Source organism: Sphingobacterium cellulitidis (assembly GCF_043187465.1).
GTDB classification, from domain to species: Bacteria; Bacteroidota; Bacteroidia; order Sphingobacteriales; family Sphingobacteriaceae; genus Sphingobacterium; species Sphingobacterium cellulitidis.
The window spans coordinates 1,351,275-1,371,801 of record NZ_CP171136.1 but is presented as its reverse complement, the minus strand read 5'-3'; the positions used below and the strand labels follow the sequence as shown (position 1 = coordinate 1,371,801).

Below are 20,527 nucleotides of genomic sequence, written 5' to 3'. Positions count from 1 at the left end.
TACTCTAAGTAGAAAAACTTCTGAGCGTCGTTTATTTGATAATTTCAATAGCTTCACGTACTTTCAGAAGATCAGGTTGTTGGTCTTTACATTCCTGAACGCCTTCCGGGTATAGGGCTGTGATGAAATTATTGAAATCTTTACAGCTTCGGAAAATATTAAATTCTTGATTTTTCACATCCCATACTATTCCTTTTGATTTAATCGACGCTGAGGCAATGGCGCCGCCAGCTACACCTCCCAAACCATAGCCCAAGCCTTGCTTCCAAGAGTTAGCTAATTCAAGTTCAGTATATAAGAAGTTATCTCCAGCAATAAGAACTCGACAAAAAGAATTCGGGAAATTTGTTGTTTGGGCCTTATCTTTTTTCTCTCTGTTGGTCAAAATGGAAAAGGCTTGAAAATATAAATTGCCTTTATAACATACGGCGAAAGTTTTCCTCAATTTCTTGCCATTGTGTTTGTATAAAAACAAACATTGATCTGGAATTGTATCTGTGATTTCTTTAGATCCCCAAAGTATACCTTTAGCTATTAACTCATTTGTATCATTGGGAGTCTTTTTGAGGAAATCTTCTTTGGTAGAATAAATACCCTCTGGGTAGGATAATTCTGGATTTGTTGATACTTGACCATAACTGTACAGTCCAAATATCAAGAACAATCCAATGAGTAATGTCTTGTTCATAATTGGTAAATTTTAACAAACCTAAGCTACAAATAATTCTTTACAGTTATAATTCAGCCACTTACTTATCCGCTCTCTTTACTTTAAATGTTCCATTGGGCTGAATAAAATAAAGCGCAGAAGCTTTTTTAGCATTATCATCAAATTCGAAGCGAATAGAATATCCTTTCAAATCTTTTAAATTGAAATTATGGTCGCCTTGAGCAATGGTTTCATAATTGGTCTGCCCAGGAACATCAACAAATAAAACACCCTCTTTTATTGTCACTACGATATTCATTCCTTCAACACTGTATTTCCCTATATAACTTTCAAACAAGTCTTTCGGGATTTCTTTTGCCACAATTTCCTTTATGAATTCAACTGGATTTCCAGAAGGATCATCCAAATCGATCGAAGCGCTTTCAATTTTTCCATCCATACTTGATCGGAAATTAATTTTCGATACGCTTTCCGCTGTGTCTACTTTTCCTTTTTCATCAATTTCTCGCAATTCAAATACATCAAAATGGTAATGGCTCAGCAAAGCATGCTGCTTTCCTAATGTTATTTTTAATGAGTCGTTTTTCAATGCTATTTGGAAGGAGCCATAAGCCGGGTTACTAAATTTTCCAGTATAGTCAGCTTTAATGTGTGATGGTTTAGTATTTAAAACTCGGACTAAATCGACCTTTTCTTCCTTTTCATCCTCTTTACTTTCTGGCGTAACACTTCGTTCATTCCAGTTGATAGTTGATAATCCTAACCAACGATCTACGATTAAATTACGTATGATATCAGGTACTTGGGAACTGCTTTGATTGGTAAGAACTACAATTCCTAACTGATCACTTGGAAAGAAGCTGACACTAGCAGAAAATCCATCAATATTTCCGCCATGTTCTACCTGGTAATGACCTCTATAGGAACTTATCATCCAGCCTAAACCATAATTACTCACGTAGATATCGGGGTACTTACCTGGTAGCCCTCCTGATATAACCATTTGCGAACTTGCAGCTTGTTCGATGTATTTAGTTGGGAGAATTTCCTTCCCTTTAAATTTTCCACCAGCAATCCATAATTTGAGCCATTGGGAAATATCCATAACACTGCTATTGATACTTCCCGCAGGTCCCATACCCTGAATATCAAAATAGGGAATTGCTTTGATGTTCTTTTTATCATCTACTGTATATCCCTTGGATGCATCCGGATCTTTTGCCATTTCCTTTACATCAAAATTTGTCCGTTTCATTGACAATGGAGTAAGAAACTGATCTTTGATATTTTCCTCCCAGCTCTTTTTGGTAATATGCTCGGCAACCATACCCTGTGCCAAGTACATAAAATTATTGTATTGCCACTTTGCTCTTAGGTTAGCGGTAGGCTCCATATATTTTACACGTTGCAAGAGACTATCTCTGGAATCCGTGTTAAAAACATACCATGAATAATCATATCTATTTAATCCTGTTCTGTGAGTCATCAAATCTCTAATGGTTACCTGAGATTCACGGCCATCCTTAAAATAAAGAGTTGGTAAATATTTAATAACCTTGTCATCCAATGAGTTGCCATTATCCAGCAATTTCCCCAACAGAGCAGCTGTAAATGCTTTTGTGGAAGACCCTATTGCATATAAAGTCTGAGGAGTAGCCGGTAATTTTTTTTCCAAATCCCGAAACCCAAATCCTTTCGAATACACGACACTATCTTTATGAACCACTGCCACCGAAAAACCCGATACATGATAATCCTTCAGTATCTTGTTAAATACAGAATCAAGGTTATTAAGTTTATTTTGAGGGGATATGTTTTGGCCAAAACAATAAGCTGAAAGGGTCATGCCAACCAAAATGGAAAGCATCTTTTTGAAATATGTCATTAATTGGTTTTTTATGTAACAGTTGTTCTAAAGTAGAAATAAGTAACTGAATAATAAAACGTTTTCTTCTGTTAATCAATAAAATTTGAGTCGATTAATTTTGATTAGGAGGATGGATCAAAAACCTCCTAAATTACTTGTTATAAGTAATCCTGGTACATTTGGATTATAGTAAATTTCTGTATTAATAGCCATCATTGGTTTGTTCAAAAAGGGGTTTAAAAAAGACTCCTTTTTGATAAGGCTAAAATAAAACTTTTTTGAAAATTCATTAAAAAAATAATATAGTTGTTCTCTTATCTTTTCAGAGCTGCCCCACAAAACTAATTTGCAGTTATCGGAAGAGGAAGCTCCTACGGATCGAACCCCGGTTCGAATCTGCCACACCCGGACACAAAAAAAAGCCCGACAAAAGTCGAGCTTTTTATTGTGCGGCTGTTGTCTCAATACTAAATACTTTCAACTAAATTCTAGAGTGGGTGGCAGGATTGCTTCAGCCCCACGAGCCCCAAACGCAAACCCTGAAGCTCCTACGGATCGAACCCCGGTTCGAATCTGCCACACCCGGACACAAAAAAAGCCCGACGAAAGTCGAGCTTTTTTGTGTCGGGGTGGCAGGACGAATCTGCGCACACTCAAATATCTATATGTCAATATGTTGACTTTCTTTAAAAAGAACTACTCACCGTTTAACTCACATATAATTTGTGATTCGATGTTGCAAATTTAATCATTTAATTTGATTGAGCAATACAATTTGGTGATTTTTGATTTAAACCTCAAAATCACTAAAGCGATTTTTCTGGCTCATTTTTTCAAATAAAAAGATTAACAAGGTTCAAAGTTATATAATAAAGCAATCAGACTTAAAGTCTCTTTATATCCGTTAAATTTGCGTTTACTAAAGGGGCTTTTCAAAGTCATTTCATACTGAATATTTATAAAATAATCTCCACAGTTGGGTGAGATTTATGGCAAAAATCTTCCCACAGGTGGGGTGAACTTGGGTAAAGGTATCACTTAATATAATGATGTTTGTGTATTAATTAGGGATAAACTGAATTTGAAATTCGGTATTGATCACAAAAATTATGGGCTATGCAGCATTCTTTACACACCATTATTTTAGAGATACATAATAAGGAAGATAAGATTTTATCACAGAGCAAAAGGTTGATTGATGAGGCTTATGAAATGACCTTGTATCTACAAGACCTGTTATTTGAGGTCAAGAAATATATTGCTAAAAAGGGCTTTCAAAATGATGGGGAAGAAATAAAATTCTTCCGAACCATCAAACCCCAAATACTTGGAAAACTCATCTACTACAATAAAATTTACCGGATTGAAACGACCTGTCCGGTCAGCAACGGCAAAATGTATTACAGTTACTTTTCGACTCAATTAGCCAATCTTAAAAGAGAGTACATTGAGCATATCTGCAATTCAGATTTTTATAGGTACTATCGTTCGGGGCGTACGGACCGTGACGACACCTATTTCAAAAGAGGCAACATAAATTACCACGACGGTCTGAACAGTATCGTCTTTGAAATTGATCCCGAATTTTCTACTTTCTACGATTACAAGACCGCAAGGATTATCGCCAACGAATTGCTTTATACCTATCTGCTGACGAAAATCAATCCAGATGAAAATCCCGATGCTATTTTACAAAAGCCGGAAAACGCCAAAGATATTTTTTGGACAGAAAGCAAAAACGCACTTGTCGAATTGATATATGCCCTGTATGCTTCGGCAGCAGTTTCGCACGGTAAAACCGGTGTCCGAAAAATCAGTTTGATGTTCCAGATACTTTTTGGCATTACGCTCGGTGACCTGCACCACGCATTCCACAGAATGAAAACCCGAAGCGGTTCCCGAACGGCATTCTTGGACCAGCTTAAAACTTCATTGGAAGAATATATGGATAAAGACCTTTAACCCAATGCAGGTCTTTTGTTCAGGGCAGTGCATTGTTGTGTACTGCTTTTTTGTTTATACCATAAGCCAATGTATGTCAATTGGCAAATGATGGTATAAACCATCTCCTAAATACTCGAAATTCTTTTTAAGCCCTACCAAACAAGGGTTTCTCCCAATTGCAAAAATTTTCAAAAAACAGCCAAACCAATTGGCAGGGCTTGGCTGATAAACACTGCCACGCTTCCCAATTTTGCATGGTGAACATTAAAACTTATCGACTATGAATATTGACAGAATGGAATTTATAGCGTGGATGGAACGCATCATGGACAGGTTTGATATGTTGGGCGACAATATTGACGATTTAAAAAAGAAACGCAATAGCATAGACGGAGAAGAACTGCTCGATAACCAGGACCTGCTGCAAATGTTGAAAATCAGTAACCGTTCCCTGCAACGCTACCGCTCCATAGGTAAACTACCTTACTATACCATTAGCGGAAAACTGTATTACAAGCTATCCGATGTGCACCAGTTTATCAGGGAGAGTTTTAACAAGTAAAACGCCAATGCGTGCCAAATACTGCCTTTGACTGCCACTTCGGGCGATGCAGTAACTGCTTCATTTACTTTCGGCAATAAAACTTTAAACTTTTCAGATTGTGAGTGAAGAAAAAGAAACAGAAAACCAACAGGTTGCTTCCGAACAGTTATCGGATATACTTTTAGTGCTGGATAAAGAAAAAATGAAAATCCAAGCTGTAAAAAGTATTGACAAAAGCGGAAAAATGGAAACGGTTGACCCTACGAAGAAGAACCAAAGCGAGTTCATGCGGGTGGATAAACACGGTGATTTCGTGACCAATTTCCTTTCCAATTTTTGGAGGCAGTTAAAAGACCCTACCAAATTTGCTCTTTTCAAAGTTTCGGCTGACGAAGCCGTAGAGAAAGCAAAAGAATTTCAGAATCAGATAAACAATCCAACTGCCGAAGGCAAAAAGAAAATGGAAAAGCATGAAGTGAAAAATGAACCCGAACAAGAGCAAAAACAAGAAAATAAAAATGATATGACAAAAACAGAGACAACCCCGGAAACAAGCGAGTACCGCTTCCAGCCGGAACAGATTGATTGGGAAACAATGAACAATCTCGGATTAAGCAAGGAATACCTTGAGAAAAAGAACCTCCTTGACCCACTATTGAGGGGTTACAAGACCAATGAGCTTGTACCTATAAGCGTTAATCTTGGCGGTGCGGTCGTCCGTACAGATGCCCGCTTGTCTTTACAGTCCACCCCGGAGGGGGACGTTGTGGCAGCGGTACACGGTATCAGGCGTGAACCCAACTTAAACTTTGAGTTTTTCGGACACAAGTTCTCAGACGAGGACAAACAGAACTTACGTCAAACAGGCAATATGGGGCGTGTGGTCGATCTGATAGACTCCAAAACAGGCGAATTGATGCCGTCCATCATTAGTGTGGACCGGCTTACCAATGAGCTGATTGCTTTGAAAACAGATTTCATCAAAATCCCCGATGAGGTTAAAGGTATAAAACTAAATGACGAACAAAAACAAACCTTAGTGGAGGGCAAACCCCTGTTCATTGAGGGAATGATTTCTACAAAAGGTACTCCCTTTGATGCAAACGTACAGTTCAATGCGGATAAACGGTATGTGGAATTTCTGTTTGACCGAAGCAACAATAACAGGCAAACCCAAAACAGCCAACAGGACAATCAGCAAAGCAGGTCGCAGGAAGCCCCGAAAACCTTTAGGGGAAAGGAACTGGAGGATGAACAATACAACAAGTTCAAAGACGGTCAAACAGTTTACATTCCGAATTTGGTCGATAAGAAAGGGCAAACTTATAACGGCTATATCACATTCAACAAGGAAACAGGAAAAACCAACTTTGAGTTTCCCAACCAATACAAGGAACGGATAAAACCTACAGAAGCCCATAAAACGCAGATTGCCGTCAATTCCGAGGGCAAGACCAACGAAGCGACCAAGAATATCAAAGAGCCTCTACAGAAAGGGCAGCAAAGACCGAAAAACGAAAAGCAACAGGAGCAACAGAACAAACCCAAAGCACCTGCAAAATCAAAGGGTAGGAAAGTGAGTTAGGTATGAAAACAATTATCGCAGAAAAACCAAGCGTAGCAAGGGAAATAGCCAGCTTGTTGGGTGTTTCCGAAAAAAAGGACGGTTATCTAACGGGCAATGGCTATTTCGTTACGTGGGCATTCGGACACCTTATCGGTTTGGGAATGCCCGAAGATTATGGGATTTCGGGATTTGACAAGGCTTCCTTGCCGATACTCCCGAATCCGTTTATTTTGACTGTTCGTAAGGTCAAAAAAGACAAAGGTTATACAGTCGATACTGGAGCATTAAAGCAACTGAAAGTCATCAAGGAGCTATTCCATAAAAGCAACAGTATTATCGTAGCTACCGATGCAGGTCGTGAGGGTGAACTTATCTTTCGGTACATTTATGAATATCTGAAATGCCGTAAGCCCTTTCAGCGGCTTTGGATAAGCTCGCTTACTGAAAAAGCAATCAAGCAAGGGTTTGACAGCCTGAAAGACGGTAAAGAATTTGACGGCTTATTTCAGGCTGCACAAGGCAGAAGCCGTGCCGATTGGCTGATCGGCATCAATGCGACACAGGCATTGAGTATAGCCGCTGGCAACGGCATTTATTCGCTGGGCAGGGTGCAAACACCTACATTGGCTTTGATTTGTAAACGCTATCTGGAAAATAAAAATTTCGCTATTAAAAAGTATTGGCAAATTCAGCTATTGCACCGCAAAGAGAATATTGATTTTAAGAGTATCTCAAAAACCAAATGGAACGAACAAAAGCTTGTGGAAGATACATTACGACTGGTCCAAAGACACGGAACCGCAACGGTCATATCTGTGGAAAACAAAAACACCACGGAGCAACCCCCCTTGCTTTTTGATCTCACAGGCTTGCAAAAAGAAGCCAATAAAAAGCTGAACCTGTCGGCAGAGCAAACACTCAATATTGCCCAGAACCTTTATGAAAAGAAATTTATTACCTATCCACGTACCGGAAGCAAATATATACCCGAAGATATGTGGAGTGAGATACCTAATCTTGTAAGAGCGTTACAGGACAATGATAACTTTAAGCAAGCTATTTCTAAATTAAAATGGGGTCGCTTCAATAAACGTGTCGTGAATGACCTGCGTGTAACAGACCACCACGGAATACTCATCACGGACAAAGTGCCGTCTGCACTCAATGCCGACGAAACAAAGGTTTATGATATGATTGCCTTTCGACTGCTCGAAGCTATCTCTCAGCCTTGCATTAAAGAAATAACGGATATAGCATTGGAAGTATCACACTACGATTTTATGCTAAAAGGCTGTAAAGTTTTGGAAGCGGGCTGGCGTTCGATCAAAGGAACATTTTCGGACGAAGATACCGAACCGATACAGGATTTGCCCGAACTGAAAAAAGGCGGTGAATTGAAAATCAAAGAAGCCTCCTGTTTGGAAAAGAAAACAAAACCACCTGTGCTGTTTACCGAAGCCGGACTATTGTCGGCAATGGAAAATGCCGGAAAGGAAATAGCGAATGAAGATGAGCGTAAAGCCTTGCAAGGCATTGGCATTGGAACACCCGCTACAAGAGCGGCAATAATCGAAACGCTTTTTAAGCGGGATTATATCAAGCGTGAAAAGAAATCCCTTGTTCCTAACGAAAAAGGATTGCAGGTTTATGATGCTGTAAAGGACAAAAGAATTGCCGATGTAGCTATGACCGCCGAATGGGAAATGGCTTTGCAGAAGATTGAAAACAACGAGGCAGATGCTATGGATTTTCACCAATCCATGGAAGCCTACGCCTCGGCCGTTACGCAGGAACTGTTGAGCATCAGCATTGCGGGCGAAAAGCAGCACGAACTGACCTGCCAAAAGTGCAAAGCCCATAAACTGCTCATCAGGGATAAGGTGGTCAAATGTCCCGATGAAGCGTGCAACTGGCTTTTGTTCCGCAATATCTGCGGGGTACGGTTGAGCCTTAACGAAGTGGAGAACCTCGTAAACAAAGGAACGACCAGCCTTATCAAAGGGATGAAAAGCAAAGCAGGCAAAAAGTTTGATGCCCGTATCGTACTGAAAGATACCTATGAAACATCGTTTGAATTTGACAACAGCACATATAAAAAGAGATGAACAGCAACGCAATCATAAGCCGAAAGGAAATAGAAAACCTTATCTACACAATACGGGGCAAACAGGTTATGTTGGACAGCGACCTTGCCAAGTTGTACCAGGTCGAAACAAAAAACCTTAACAAAGCCGTAAAAAGAAACATAGAGCGGTTTCCCCAATCATTCTGCTTTCAATTAACAGAAGAAGAAGCTGAAAACTTGAGGTTCCAAATTGGAACCTCAAGTTTAAATTACGGCGGCAGGCGTTACCTGCCCTATGTTTTTGGCGAGCAAGGGGTCGCCATGCTGTCCGCCGTTTTGCGCAGCGAGATAGCTGTAAAGGTCAGCATCGAGATTATGAATGCCTTTGTGGAAATGCGCAGATTGTTAATCGGAAATGCCGCATTGTTCTCCCGGATGGATAAAATCGAACTCAAACAGATTGAAGCGGACGGCAAATTTGAGGAAATCTTTAAGGCTTTGGAAAGCGGGAAGCTGCACAGTGATAAAGGTATTTTCTATGACGGGCAGATATTTGATGCCTATACCTTTGTCGCCGATATTATACGGAGCGCACAAAGGTCAATTATCCTTATAGACAACTATGTGGATGATACGGTGCTAACGCTACTCGGAAAGCGTGGGCAATCCGTATCTGCCACTATTTACACCAAAAATATCAGTAATCAATTACAACTCGATTTACAACGCTACAACAGTCAATATCCGGCTATCAATGTACACGCATTTGCCCATGCCCATGACCGTTTCCTCATTATTGACGGTACGGAACTATACCACATCGGCGCATCACTAAAGGATTTGGGTAAGAAATGGTTTGCCTTTTCCAAAATGAGCGCAGAGGCAAGTAAGATGATTAGTTTACTAAATGGCATATTGCGTGAGGGATAGCAGCGACATCCTTTTGTGGTCCTTTAAGATCCGCAAAAGATATAGCGGATAGCCCGACCCGGTTGCATTTTTGGGTCGTCCTCTGTGCGGTGGTTAAATGCAGACGGTGGCACGCCCCGGTACACTTTCTTTCCCACTTGCTTCAATTGTTTGAAAAAAATTTTACCCAAGTTCTACCCAACTTGGGTTTTTTATTCATTTGAATGGTTCAGATTTGTATAGCCTATATCAAATTCCATCCGTTTGATTACAGGAACCCCTTACCGTAAAAGTGGAATTGAAGTAAGAGGGCGGAATTTATTAAGGCATCCGATAGGAGAATAAATTACCGCCTATGGAAATACCTTATATCCTAAAAATAGAAAGCGAATTTAAAAGGTGGATAGCCAATCCCAACGACCTCCCGGAGTGGAGCAAATACCCATTACCTTTCGCTGTCCAAAGGCAGGGCTTTACGCTGCCGTATTATGAACTATTGAGCCAGCAAATTAAAAACAGTCCTTTTTTTATAGATTTAGTGCAGCTTAATGTAAGCAACCCTGTTTATATTCCTTTCGACATTCAAGAGCGGCAACTGTACCTTTATTTTATGCTCAAAGGCACATTGTTGTATATGACTGAAAGCCGTAAGCCGATTATAAAAACGCAGCCTAACAGCTTCCTCATGTCCTATTACGATTCGGGCAGGTATTTCGCCTATGCCCAAAAAGGCATGCATATCTGTCTCGTGGTAAGTATTTTGCCTGAATGGATAGAAAGCATGTACCATAACTACCCTAATATCCAAAACGTCCTGCATCGTTTTAAACACGATAACCGCACCTACGACACCATGTACCAATGCAGGATGGACAGGAAGATACACCGATGGCTGTATAAAATATACAGTTATTCACAGACCAATATCGGGGCATTGGATGGCAATCTCCGCAAGTATATCAGCTACCTTCTGGAGCATTACGACACAATGTTAGAAGACCAAAAAGCCGACCTTGCTTATAAAATCAAAGCCTATATCCAGGAACATTATTGTGATAATGCGCTTACCATAAAATTCCTTTCAGAATACTTTTTCGTTACGGAACGTACTTTGCTCAATATCTTCAAACGCCAGTACCACATAAGCGTACAGGATTTTATTACCGAATTGCGCATTTCTCACGCCTTGTTCCTCATCGAAAAACAAGGGAAAGCTATAAAAGACGTATATATGGAAGTTGGCTACACCAATGAACGTCCATTTCGTACTGCTTTAGAGCAATACCTGAAACGCAGGTAACGGAATTTCCCCGAAATTGATAAAATCGGAAAATTTCTTACACAAAGTTGCTCAATATTTACCGATTTTGTCTTTCACACGCTTACGGCTTTGATGAACTTTGTATCAAAGGATGGTGATAACCATCATTAAGATACAAAGACAATGGAAACAGCAGCTACATATCAAAACCAAATCAAAAGAAAACGGATAACACTCAATGTCGTTATTATTCTTTTGCTGCTTCTTTGGATACCCGTAGGCATCGATAAAATAACAGACTTTACAGCGTTTAAAGGAGGCATTCTCCGCCAACCTTTTTCAGATAGCATAGGATATATCCTAATATACTCGCTCCCGGCATTGGAGTTAATAACAGTGCTGGCATTGGTAATGGAAAAGTATCGCAAAGCAGGTCTAATACTATCTACCGTATTAATGACCGCTTTTACAGCATATATCGCTGTGGCTCTTATGGGTGCATGGGAAAAATTACCATGCGGGTGTGGTTCGGTGATAAGTGGTATGAACTGGACACAGCATTTTTTCTTTAATCTCTTTTTCCTTTCCCTAAGCATTTTGGGGCTTTACTTATGGCATAAATTACGAGGTAGCAACGCCGGAGGCGAAGCTACCGAGGGCGCGTCTGCCAAAAGACATATAAAAAAGTATTTTTTAACATCAAAATTTTAAAGCGATGAAAAAATTAAAAATGAACCTATTTGCTGTAGTAGCAATAGCCATTGCAGCTGTAACCATGTCGTTTACCGTGATGAAAAACGCCAGTTTTGCAGGAGAAAAATGGTTTGAGTACACTGATGAAACCGGAGATGGAAATCCCAACAATCCTGAAAATTATATACTCACGCCAAGTGATGGCGCTAATCCGCCTACGTGTCCTGAAGGAAGTGACGAAATCTGTGCGGTTAAGGCTCAACCTGTGATGATTGGTGGTGAAGAACATCCCAATTTAGGTACTGTTATTGACGACAGAGAAAGAAAGCTGCAATAGCTTTTTCAGTAAATAATTTGAAAGAGTGTGAACAAGGATTATCCCATGTTCACACTCTATTTAGAGAATACTTTCGTTAATTAGATTTAATCATCCAAAGGAAAAGACCATTTCTTCAACCTCAAAATTTTAAAATGATGAAAAAAATAAAAAATAACCTATTTGCACTGGCAGCGGTAACCATTGCATCTGTAACAATGTCCTTTTCGGTAATGAAAAACGCCAGTCTTGCTGGAGAAAAATGGTTTGCCTATACAGATGAAACGGGAGATGGTAACATCTCCAACCCAGAAAATTTCGCACTTGTTAATGAAAATGGTAGTACAGCACCTCCGTGTATAACGGGAAATGATATATTGTGTGCTATTAAGGCAAAACCACTCATTGGAGATACTGAACACCCTGATATGAATACAGTTATTTCGTCTATATATACAAGGATAGAATAATAATTATTAGCGGTATTATGCTGAACCTTGTTACCGCTCGTTTTGTTGCATACCGTTGTTAAGTATCACACTATTGGGTATGGGAAAGACATACTTTGGACTGTTTGGCTCTAATGTATAAATCTTTCCATCAATATTTCTTGTTATCGTTTTTGAAAAACGGCTGTCCTTGTTCAATCGTCTTAAATCCGACCACCGTAATCCCCGCCATATTAATTCCTTTCTTCGCTCATCCAAGATAAACCTTAATACAGTTTCATCATTGTCCGAACTGAATGGAATAAATGTGCTGTTATAGCGATTTTTTAATAGTTCGTTTACGGTCTGTAAAGCCGTGGTAATATTTCCTGCTCTTGCTTCACATTCAGCTTTTATCAGATAGATTTCGTTGGTAGAAATTCCGGCAAACCACATTCCTGAATTGCCATCGTAATTTCCCCTAAAGGAATAATAGCCCGCTCTGTTTCTAAAGAAAGCTGTTTTTCTAATATCGTTCGATTCATAAGACTTATATAGGTTGCTATCAATTCTTCCATAGGTAATGCTCATCACCATACGCCCAAAATCGTTAGCATGAAAAATTATTTCTTCATTATAGCGAGGTATCGGGAATGAGGTTGCCGACCCCATTGTTAATGTATTGTAATCAAGTAAAGCATCTGAATAGCTTAAACAAGTGTCTGCGTAAGATAGTGCTTTATCATAGTCTTCCATTGATAAGTATATGCGGGCTAACAGTCCATAGACAGCCTGCTTCGTTGGTGTTGTTTTATATGGGCTATTGACGGATAAAAGTATAACAGCCCTGTTCAAGTCATTGGTAATTTTAGTATAAGTTTCTTCAACCGATGACCTTATAGATTTCTCACCAATATCAGATTTTAACCTTAGTGGAATACCTAAGTCTGTTTGTGCCGTATTTTTCTCATAAGGTTTTGCCCAAAGCTGGGCAACATTGTAAAATGCAAAGGAGCGGAAAAACAAAGCCTCTCCCTCAATTTGGTTTTTTTCTACCGGAACAGGTTCAATTTTCTCCAACTGCTCCAAAATCAAATTGCATGAGTAGATTGCTGCATACATCATCGACCATTCGTTGGTTTCATCATCGTTAAATACATCATCATTCCATGTATAGATGTTTTTTGCTGTTAATGAAGTGAATCTATTCAAATTTTCTGTTTGTACAAATTGATTATCCGTAGCACCATCCTGAATTGAGGGATACCAGCTATTCATTCTCGATGTGTTATACAATAATGCTCTAAGGTCTGCAACCGTGGTCGGTACGACAAGCGATTTATCCGGTTTAACGTCCAAATATTTTTCACATCCTGAAAATGTGATTATTGTAATCAGTAATATTATTATATATCGTGTCATAGTTTCTAAATTTTAAAAGCCTGCTCTTAAACCAAATGAAAAAGTTCTTAGTGGTGATAAATCTCCAAATTCCGGGTCGACGTTATGTTTATCCGCTTTCCATATCGTCCCTAAATTGGTAGCGTACATCAATACCTCCAATCTTTTCAGTTTCCATTTGTTTTCCAATGATTTAATTTGGTAACTAAGGTTGATGTCCTGTAAGCGTATATTGTCTCCCTTTGAAATCAGCACTTCGGCACGTGGATAAAAATAGCCATCCCGATTGTTATTATTCGGATAGACCATTGACGGAATCTGTGTGGTGACTTCATCACCCGGCTTTTGCCATCTTAGACTAAAATCCGAATGCGAACCTGTGCCATTGAATATTGCGTTATAGTACACGCTGTTTCTCCTGAAATAGAACCCTAATTTATAGCTGATATTGAATGAAAGACTTAACCCTTTCCATGAGAACGTATTTCTTAAAGCACCGAAATGTGTAGGAGTGGCGGAGCCATAATAAATCAGTTCTTCTGGTGTGGTTTCGTTGCGGATGGCTGCATAATCTTTGCTTACTTCGCCATGAAGGTAGCCCATAGGGTCGCCTGTTTCGGGGTCAAGACCAGCCCATCGAAATGCAAAAATAGAATAGGCGGGTTTTCCAATGATGGGCGAAATAACCAATCCGCTATTAAGATAATTATTGAGGTCTCTTGTCTCGGCAAGATATTCCGTTATTTTAGTTTTTACGGTACTGTACAGCAAGTCTGTCCGCCATTCAAATGCTTTACGGATATTGACACTATGCAATTGTATATCTATTCCGTTTCCGGTCATGGAAGCCGAATTTCCAAGATAAGTGAACCCTCGGCTACTTAAGGAACCTATTGCACCTGTGGTTTGGTCGATAGGCATATAACCAATAAGGTCGGTATTTTTCTTGTGATAGTATTCAAATGTACCGCTTAAACGTTGTTTTAAAACAGCAAAGTCAAACCCTACATTGAACTGCCCGTTCTTTTCCCAACGAAGATTTTCGTTCGGTGGATTAACTAATACACCATAAGGCGTATTTATTAAATTTCCACCATTGTAATAACGCATTGTGGGCAGAGCCGAAACATTGCGATTGAGGTTACCGCTATAACCGAAAGTCGTCCTTAGCTTCAACAGGTCAAGCCATGTAATATTGATAAACCGTTCATTCGTCAGATGCCAGCTACCACCAACCGACCAAAGTGGGGTAAACCGTTGATTGCTCCTTACTCCAAACAGATTTGAGCCATCTTGTCTTGCACTAATGTTAAGATTATAGCGGTTATCAAACGTATAAGCCCAATTGGTAAAAAAGGATATAAACCTATCGTTAGTTTCGGATGTAAAATATGGATTTGGAATTTTTGCAATTCCACCTGTGGGACTGTACAAAGTATAATCAGTATCGTAATTAACTGCGATAGTCGTCAAAATATGGGGATTATAACCATATTGTGTAGACTGTGTTAGAGTGGTGTTTGCCTGACGAGCCTCTGCTCCAGCAAGACCTGTTAGCTGGTGTTTATCCCAAGTTTTGGAGTAATTCAGTTGTAAACGGAGAGATTGCGACGTGAAGCTGTTTGTTGATTCATTTAAGATATCGCCCAAAGGTATTGGGCGGAATAACGCTCCATCCGTACCAACCTGTGTATAGGTATTTATCCTATCACGGGTATAATAGGATGCCATGCTCCGTATATCTTTTCCTGCTCCCTGTGCGTTTTCATATTGGTATTTGATTTCTACAATCAGCCCTTTGCCAATGTCATAATTCAGCCCTGTATTCAATATCAGGCTGTTTGTTTTCTGCTTATTGTTGATGAGGTTTATTTCGTCCAATGGACGATACGTCCAATCTAATAATCCATTTTGTTTTGTTTCCTGAATATAGTTTGACCGATAATATCGGTCTATTGGTAAAGCGTTTCCATTTTCGTCCGCAATACGGGCATAAGGTAACGAAGAAAAATTGGTAGGTCTTCCTGCGTTTGTGAAGGTATGGGTAAAAAACAAGGCGGCATCCAAACTCAATTTTTTGGAAAGTCGAAACGTATTGTCAGAACGTAGATTATACCGTTTATAACCTCCATCGGTGGTGCTGGTATTGTCATCATAGCCACCAGAAAGATAATAGCTTACATTTTCGCTCTGCCCACTCACGTTTAGGGAATATTGCTGGTTTAGCCCTTTCCTGTAAACGTATTTATTCAATTCCCGACGTATATCGTATTGCGCTAATTCGTTCAGCCCTTGTTGCAATGCGGCATCGGTTAGTAACCCGTGTTTATTTTTATACATTAATTCCACTGCGGGGGATAATGGCACGTAGCCTAACTGCTCATTGGCATCGTAAAAGTTATTGTCAAAAAGCATTTTTTCGACACCTATATAATCCGCAGAAGACATATAAGGCAGTTGCATCATATCCGGCTTTTGAATAAGAGTCATATTGCTGTTAAACGATATGGCAGGCGGCTGGTTCCGTTTGGCTTTCTTGGTCGTTATAACGATTACACCGTTTCCGGCTCTTACGCCCCATATAGAGGCTGCGGTTGCATCCTTTAGAATGGTAATATCTTCCACATCGTTCGGGTTAATATCATTTATATTGCCCTCGTAGGGAAAATTATTCAGTATGATTAATGGTTTCGTATTGGAAAAAATAGTGCTTAGACCTCGTATGCTCAAATTGTTACTGCCTACACCGGGTCTGTTATCAAACATTGCTGAACTGGCAATACCGTCCAACCTGCTCAATACATCGGTAGAGATTTGACGATTAAACAATTCGTTGTCGATATGGTCAAATGACCCTGTGGCTCTTTCTTTGGGTATTTTTTGAATACCCGTGGATACCACTACTTCGCTTAAAGTATTGCTTGCCGGATTTAGGTGCACCGTCAATGGGTTTTGTGGAGCAGCAGAAAGGACAAATGTCGTATCTGCTAATCCAATGTAACTAACACTAACTGCTAAAGGGAATGCTTTATTTGTAAATTCAAAATTTCCGTCTTCATCAGTTTGTACGGTGTTATTCTGACTGCGGTTCAACAATTTGACCGTAGCACCTGCTACGGGCTGACCATTTTCATTATTGACTACCTTACCCCGAATGTTGGATATGTTTTGGGCAATGGTATTGGAACTGAAAAAAGTATGAGTAAAAAAGTAATTGTTCGTTTCATTGAGTAGTTTGGTTTATAGTTCAGAAATGACAAAAAAATCCAGCACTCTTTCATCTTCCACGATGGCAATACCGAATGGTTTAAGTTGCCTGTTAACAGCTTCCACATCCTCAATAGCATGTGCTATTTTTGGGATGGCTATTTTTTGGTCAGTAAAATCATTTACAACAGGAATATGCTGTATATCTTTATTGGTCTTGTTTACCCAAGCCGAAAGGTATTGTAAGCCGTCTTCGGGTTTATTGGGGATTATTGTCGTTTTCCCTATAATCTTAATGGTATAGCATTTTGTATTACGTTTTTCCATACGCCCATTTATGCCAAAGTGATAATTGAGGTCAGCCTGTACTTTTTGGGGAAAGTGCTTCAATACTGACAATGGGGCAATCCATTCGTAGCAATACTTATCCTGTAAAAACCTTTTCTCCGAAACAGAAAATGGTTCCTTCAACTCCAGCTTTGTCCGGTTAGGTGGCATTGTTAGCAATTCTCTAAATGCAAGTTCGTACATACGGCGGATGTCAGCATTGGTAGATAGTACCCGAAAGGTGCTCTCTTTTTCGTTCACTTTTGGTAGAGCATTTGAACGAGGAATGCCTTCTATGGCTAACGTAATAATACTTCTGCTAACAAAAAAATCCCCGTCAGCACCATTATTATTAAGCAGTAATGGACGTGTGTCATCATAGGTAAGGTTGTCCTTTTTCTGTGCAATGCTATTTGCATTGCCTTTCAATGCCGAAGTAATATTTTCCTTTGTTACATCAGATGAGTGTGTAATAGCTTGTACTTCGCCGGATTTGCTAATCCATACCTCATGCGGCAACATGGTGTAAGGGAAATGGAATTTATATGTATTGTCATCGGTAACTGAAAACAAGTTTAATCGGGAAAGTACTCGATTCTTCTTTAAGAATGCTTTTATTTCGTTGGCTTTCTGGTCTGTCATCGGTAAAATGATAACATCGTCTTTAAACTCCTTTTCCAGTTCGTGAAGTCTTGGCAATGCAGCTACACAAGTACCGCACCACGTACTCCAAAAATCCAATATTATCAGCTTGCCTTTGTAATCGGCAAGGGTGATGTTTTTTTTGTCCTGCGGGTGGTTCACCACCTGCAAAGGTGTGTTCCAAAGAGCATCAGGGATTTGGTCGCCGATGTTTAAAGCGGTGATGTTTTGGTTGTTTGCAGTCCCGACTTCTCGGGACTGCGGACGGGCTATGCCGACACCAAACAACATGAAACAAATTAGAATTAGGAAGTGCCTGCCGCCCGTTACCAGTTCCGGGTTATGGCAGGCTATAAAAATCGTTATCCTATTACGAATAAGTTTATTCGCCATTGGGTTTATAAATTATGGTTATTGGGAAATGATTAATTGCTCCGAGTATGGTTGCAGGACGTGCTAATCCGGGCTTTTGATGATGCAGCGGAGGCTGAATTTCTTTGAGAAGAACAAAACATCGCTTTTTATCCCTCCCGTTGGGGAAAGGAAGTAATATTGTTTATAATTGTTTGTCAATCTTCTCACTATTAGTTATTTGTTCCAAATAACGTTGAAATGGAGATTTTTTTGAAGTAATTTTGGTTGTCTATTATGCTTTTTTGGTTGTCTTTTATTATATTTACGCTATCAAATGACAATGAAATATGCAAGAGGAAGACAAAGTACACGTTTTGGAAACGCTGGAAGAAAACCATCAGGGCAGAAATGCGCAGCGTATCCGTATTTACTTGGGCATTAAGCAAGAAGTGCTTGCTAATGAATTGGGTATGAGCCAGCCACAAATTTCTGCCATAGAACGGGAAGCTGTTTTAGAGCCGGAAATGTTGGAACGATTTGCTTTTGCATTAGGCGTAACCCCTGACCTCATTAAGAAATTTGATGTGGAACGAGCTATTTATAATATCAACAGTTATAAAGATAGTACTGTTCAACATGGTGAGAATAGTACGCAGAATATTAATCCGTTAGATAAAGTAGTCGAGTTATACGAACGGTTGTTGCAAAGTGAGCGGGAGAAACTGGAATTATTTATAAACCAAAAAAATCATTCGTAAAATAACAATGGAAAAAGAAAAAGAAACCGTGTATTTGGAGGGGAAAAACCACATGGGTATAAAAATTGGCAGTGCAAGGCGATTGGTAGGTATTACGCAAAAGGATTTGGCAGAGCGTATGGGTGTGACCAAGCAAGCTGTATCTAAATTGGAACAAACCGAGAACGTGGATGACGAACGATTGGAAAAAGTAGCTATTGCGCTTGGCGTAAGCGTAGAGGGTTTGAAGAAATTTGATGTGGGGCAGGTTCTTTACCATACTAATAATTTTTACGAAAAGGTTGAACCGACAAATGGTGCTATGGTTGGTACAGTAAGAATTGAAAATAATCATCAGTTTTCAATTGAGCAGGCAACCAAGCTGTTTGAAGAATTATTGAGAATGGAACGGGAACATTTTCAGAAAGCAAAAGATAAGAAATAACTAAAGTATCTTTTAAAGCATAACGATAGATTCAGGCTTCCCTCGTAACCAAGAAGCGAAGAATTTTAAAAGAAACGGCGGATCTGCAAGTCCGCCGTTTCTCTTTCTATCGCTGTCATTATTTTTCCTCCTGCTCATCCATTTTCTTAATAAGGTTATCCCGCAGTGCATCAAGGAATTTGGTACGGTTTCGTTTCCGGTTGCGTATTTCGAGATAGGTATGGTAAAAGTTTCCCAAATCAATATTAAAGGCATTTTCAAAATATTCCGCTATCAACCTAATATCCGTATTGCCATTATCGAGAACGCTTTGGTAGTATAGGGAGTAAATGAGTTCTGTCAAAGCAGCTTTACTACCTGTCCAGTTCAGCCCCGAAATAGCAGTTCGTTTTATAAACAAACGCTTGTAGGTGCAGTAAAGCTGGTCTTCGAGATACACCTGTATCAAATCATTCGCCATTATCTTGGCTACCTTATAATCGTGGGAAGTAGAAAAAGATTGGTCGGACTGAAAATAATAGGTATCCAGCCACAGTTTTATATCGTGCTTGCCCCGAACAAACATTTTCTCGTCAAGAAACGAGTTGTTGCTTCGGTAATATTTATAAAAATCAATGTTATTGTCGAAAAACCTTTTTAGCTTCTTCAATTCTTTTTTAAGATATTTTCTAATGCGCTTAGCCCTGTAGGGCTTCCTCGTCTCGATTTTGTAAATGGCATTATAATAAATCAATTTTGAAACAATGACTGGCTTTTGATATTTAAAAAATCGGATTTCTTCATCAACATTTGTAAATCCTCGTTTCAAAACATAATCTTTAATTTCGGACAGACATTCCACAATCCGGTATATAATGGCTTCTGTCCGTTGTACCGGGTTATCGTTTTCAATCTCCAGTTCTTGGATTTCTGTTTCCAATTTAAGATATGTTTCATTGTAAAATTTATCCATTCGTTTCATTTTGATAAATATGATACTGATTAATATAGAAATGCTAATACTGCTCGTATTAGCCCATGCAACTACATGAAAGAACAACCAGTATGATGCTGGTGGTGGAACTGTTGTATTGTCTGATGGGTTGTAGTATGATGCAGGTTAATCCAAACGAATTATACCCCGCATCACCCACTGTATTTTGCCGTAATT

Annotated in this window: 17 protein-coding genes; 11 read left to right on the top strand and 6 right to left on the bottom strand. The window is 39.4% G+C overall.

Annotated elements, in window-relative coordinates; genetic code table 11:
- Positions 1-31: 31 nt before the first annotated feature.
- Entirely contained in the window at positions 32-688 is a 657-nt protein-coding gene (locus ACF3OC_RS05960; RefSeq protein WP_094280399.1) for a hypothetical protein, read from the bottom strand.
- Between the two features lie 61 nt (positions 689-749).
- Positions 750-2,555, bottom strand: a complete 1,806-nt coding sequence (locus ACF3OC_RS05955; protein ID WP_094280398.1) for a serine hydrolase — start codon at positions 2,553-2,555, stop codon at positions 750-752.
- Between the two features lie 1,098 nt (positions 2,556-3,653).
- On the opposite strand from ACF3OC_RS05955, the gene ACF3OC_RS05950 reads away from it, so the two are divergent.
- The 9 genes from ACF3OC_RS05950 (at position 3,654) to ACF3OC_RS05910 (ending at position 12,306) form a co-directional block, all read left to right on the top strand.
- Positions 3,654-4,499 (top strand): RteC domain-containing protein, encoded by an 846-nt coding sequence (locus ACF3OC_RS05950; RefSeq protein ID WP_002993297.1) that lies wholly within the window; start codon positions 3,654-3,656, stop codon positions 4,497-4,499.
- 262 nt (positions 4,500-4,761) lie between these two features.
- Positions 4,762-5,043, top strand: a complete 282-nt coding sequence (locus ACF3OC_RS05945) for a helix-turn-helix domain-containing protein (protein WP_002993296.1) — start codon at positions 4,762-4,764, stop codon at positions 5,041-5,043.
- 100 nt (positions 5,044-5,143) lie between these two features.
- On the top strand, positions 5,144-6,610 hold the full coding sequence (locus ACF3OC_RS05940) for a DUF3945 domain-containing protein (protein ID WP_094258263.1): 1,467 nt from the start codon (positions 5,144-5,146) through the stop codon (positions 6,608-6,610).
- Positions 6,611-6,612: 2 nt separating this feature from the next.
- Complete coding sequence (locus tag ACF3OC_RS05935; protein ID WP_094280396.1) at positions 6,613-8,697, top strand: type IA DNA topoisomerase; 2,085 nt, start codon at positions 6,613-6,615, stop codon at positions 8,695-8,697.
- Positions 8,694-9,587, top strand: a complete 894-nt coding sequence (locus ACF3OC_RS05930) for an ORF6N domain-containing protein (protein ID WP_094258261.1) — start codon at positions 8,694-8,696, stop codon at positions 9,585-9,587. The genes ACF3OC_RS05935 and ACF3OC_RS05930 overlap by 4 nt, the downstream gene beginning before the upstream one ends.
- A 664-nt stretch (positions 9,588-10,251) precedes the next feature.
- On the top strand, positions 10,252-10,866 hold the full coding sequence (locus tag ACF3OC_RS05925) for a helix-turn-helix domain-containing protein (protein WP_392471101.1): 615 nt from the start codon (positions 10,252-10,254) through the stop codon (positions 10,864-10,866).
- 144 nt (positions 10,867-11,010) lie between these two features.
- The gene (locus ACF3OC_RS05920) at positions 11,011-11,538 is read left to right on the top strand and encodes a MauE/DoxX family redox-associated membrane protein (protein ID WP_002993285.1); all 528 of its coding nucleotides are present in this window, start codon (positions 11,011-11,013) and stop codon (positions 11,536-11,538) included.
- Positions 11,539-11,542: 4 nt separating this feature from the next.
- The gene (locus ACF3OC_RS05915; protein WP_003010122.1) at positions 11,543-11,857 is read left to right on the top strand and encodes a hypothetical protein; all 315 of its coding nucleotides are present in this window, start codon (positions 11,543-11,545) and stop codon (positions 11,855-11,857) included.
- A 134-nt stretch (positions 11,858-11,991) separates the two neighbouring features.
- A complete protein-coding gene (locus ACF3OC_RS05910; RefSeq protein ID WP_002993282.1) occupies positions 11,992-12,306 on the top strand; it encodes a hypothetical protein in 315 nt (104 codons plus the stop codon).
- A gap of 30 nt (positions 12,307-12,336) precedes the next feature.
- Here ACF3OC_RS05910 and ACF3OC_RS05905 read toward each other — a convergent pair whose 3' ends face one another.
- The 3 genes from ACF3OC_RS05905 to ACF3OC_RS05895 form a co-directional block, all read right to left on the bottom strand.
- Positions 12,337-13,686, bottom strand: coding sequence for a RagB/SusD family nutrient uptake outer membrane protein (locus ACF3OC_RS05905; protein ID WP_094280395.1), 1,350 nt, complete (start codon positions 13,684-13,686; stop codon positions 12,337-12,339).
- A gap of 12 nt (positions 13,687-13,698) precedes the next feature.
- The gene (locus ACF3OC_RS05900; protein WP_392471097.1) at positions 13,699-16,761 is read right to left on the bottom strand and encodes a SusC/RagA family TonB-linked outer membrane protein; all 3,063 of its coding nucleotides are present in this window, start codon (positions 16,759-16,761) and stop codon (positions 13,699-13,701) included.
- A gap of 144 nt (positions 16,762-16,905) precedes the next feature.
- Positions 16,906-18,234 carry a TlpA disulfide reductase family protein gene (locus tag ACF3OC_RS05895; protein ID WP_094280393.1) on the bottom strand — a complete coding sequence of 443 codons (1,329 nt, stop codon included), beginning with the start codon at positions 18,232-18,234 and terminating at the stop codon, positions 16,906-16,908.
- Between the two features lie 308 nt (positions 18,235-18,542).
- Between ACF3OC_RS05895 and ACF3OC_RS05890 the strand changes: the two genes are divergently transcribed.
- Both ACF3OC_RS05890 and ACF3OC_RS05885 read left to right on the top strand, forming a co-directional pair.
- Positions 18,543-18,953, top strand: a complete 411-nt coding sequence (locus tag ACF3OC_RS05890; RefSeq protein WP_002993277.1) for a helix-turn-helix domain-containing protein — start codon at positions 18,543-18,545, stop codon at positions 18,951-18,953.
- Between the two features lie 7 nt (positions 18,954-18,960).
- A complete protein-coding gene (locus tag ACF3OC_RS05885; RefSeq protein WP_002993276.1) occupies positions 18,961-19,377 on the top strand; it encodes a helix-turn-helix domain-containing protein in 417 nt (138 codons plus the stop codon).
- A gap of 118 nt (positions 19,378-19,495) precedes the next feature.
- On the opposite strand, the gene ACF3OC_RS05880 is transcribed toward ACF3OC_RS05885, so the two are convergent.
- Complete coding sequence (locus ACF3OC_RS05880; RefSeq protein ID WP_179221437.1) at positions 19,496-20,329, bottom strand: RteC domain-containing protein; 834 nt, start codon at positions 20,327-20,329, stop codon at positions 19,496-19,498.
- Between the last annotated feature and the right edge of the window lie 198 nt (positions 20,330-20,527).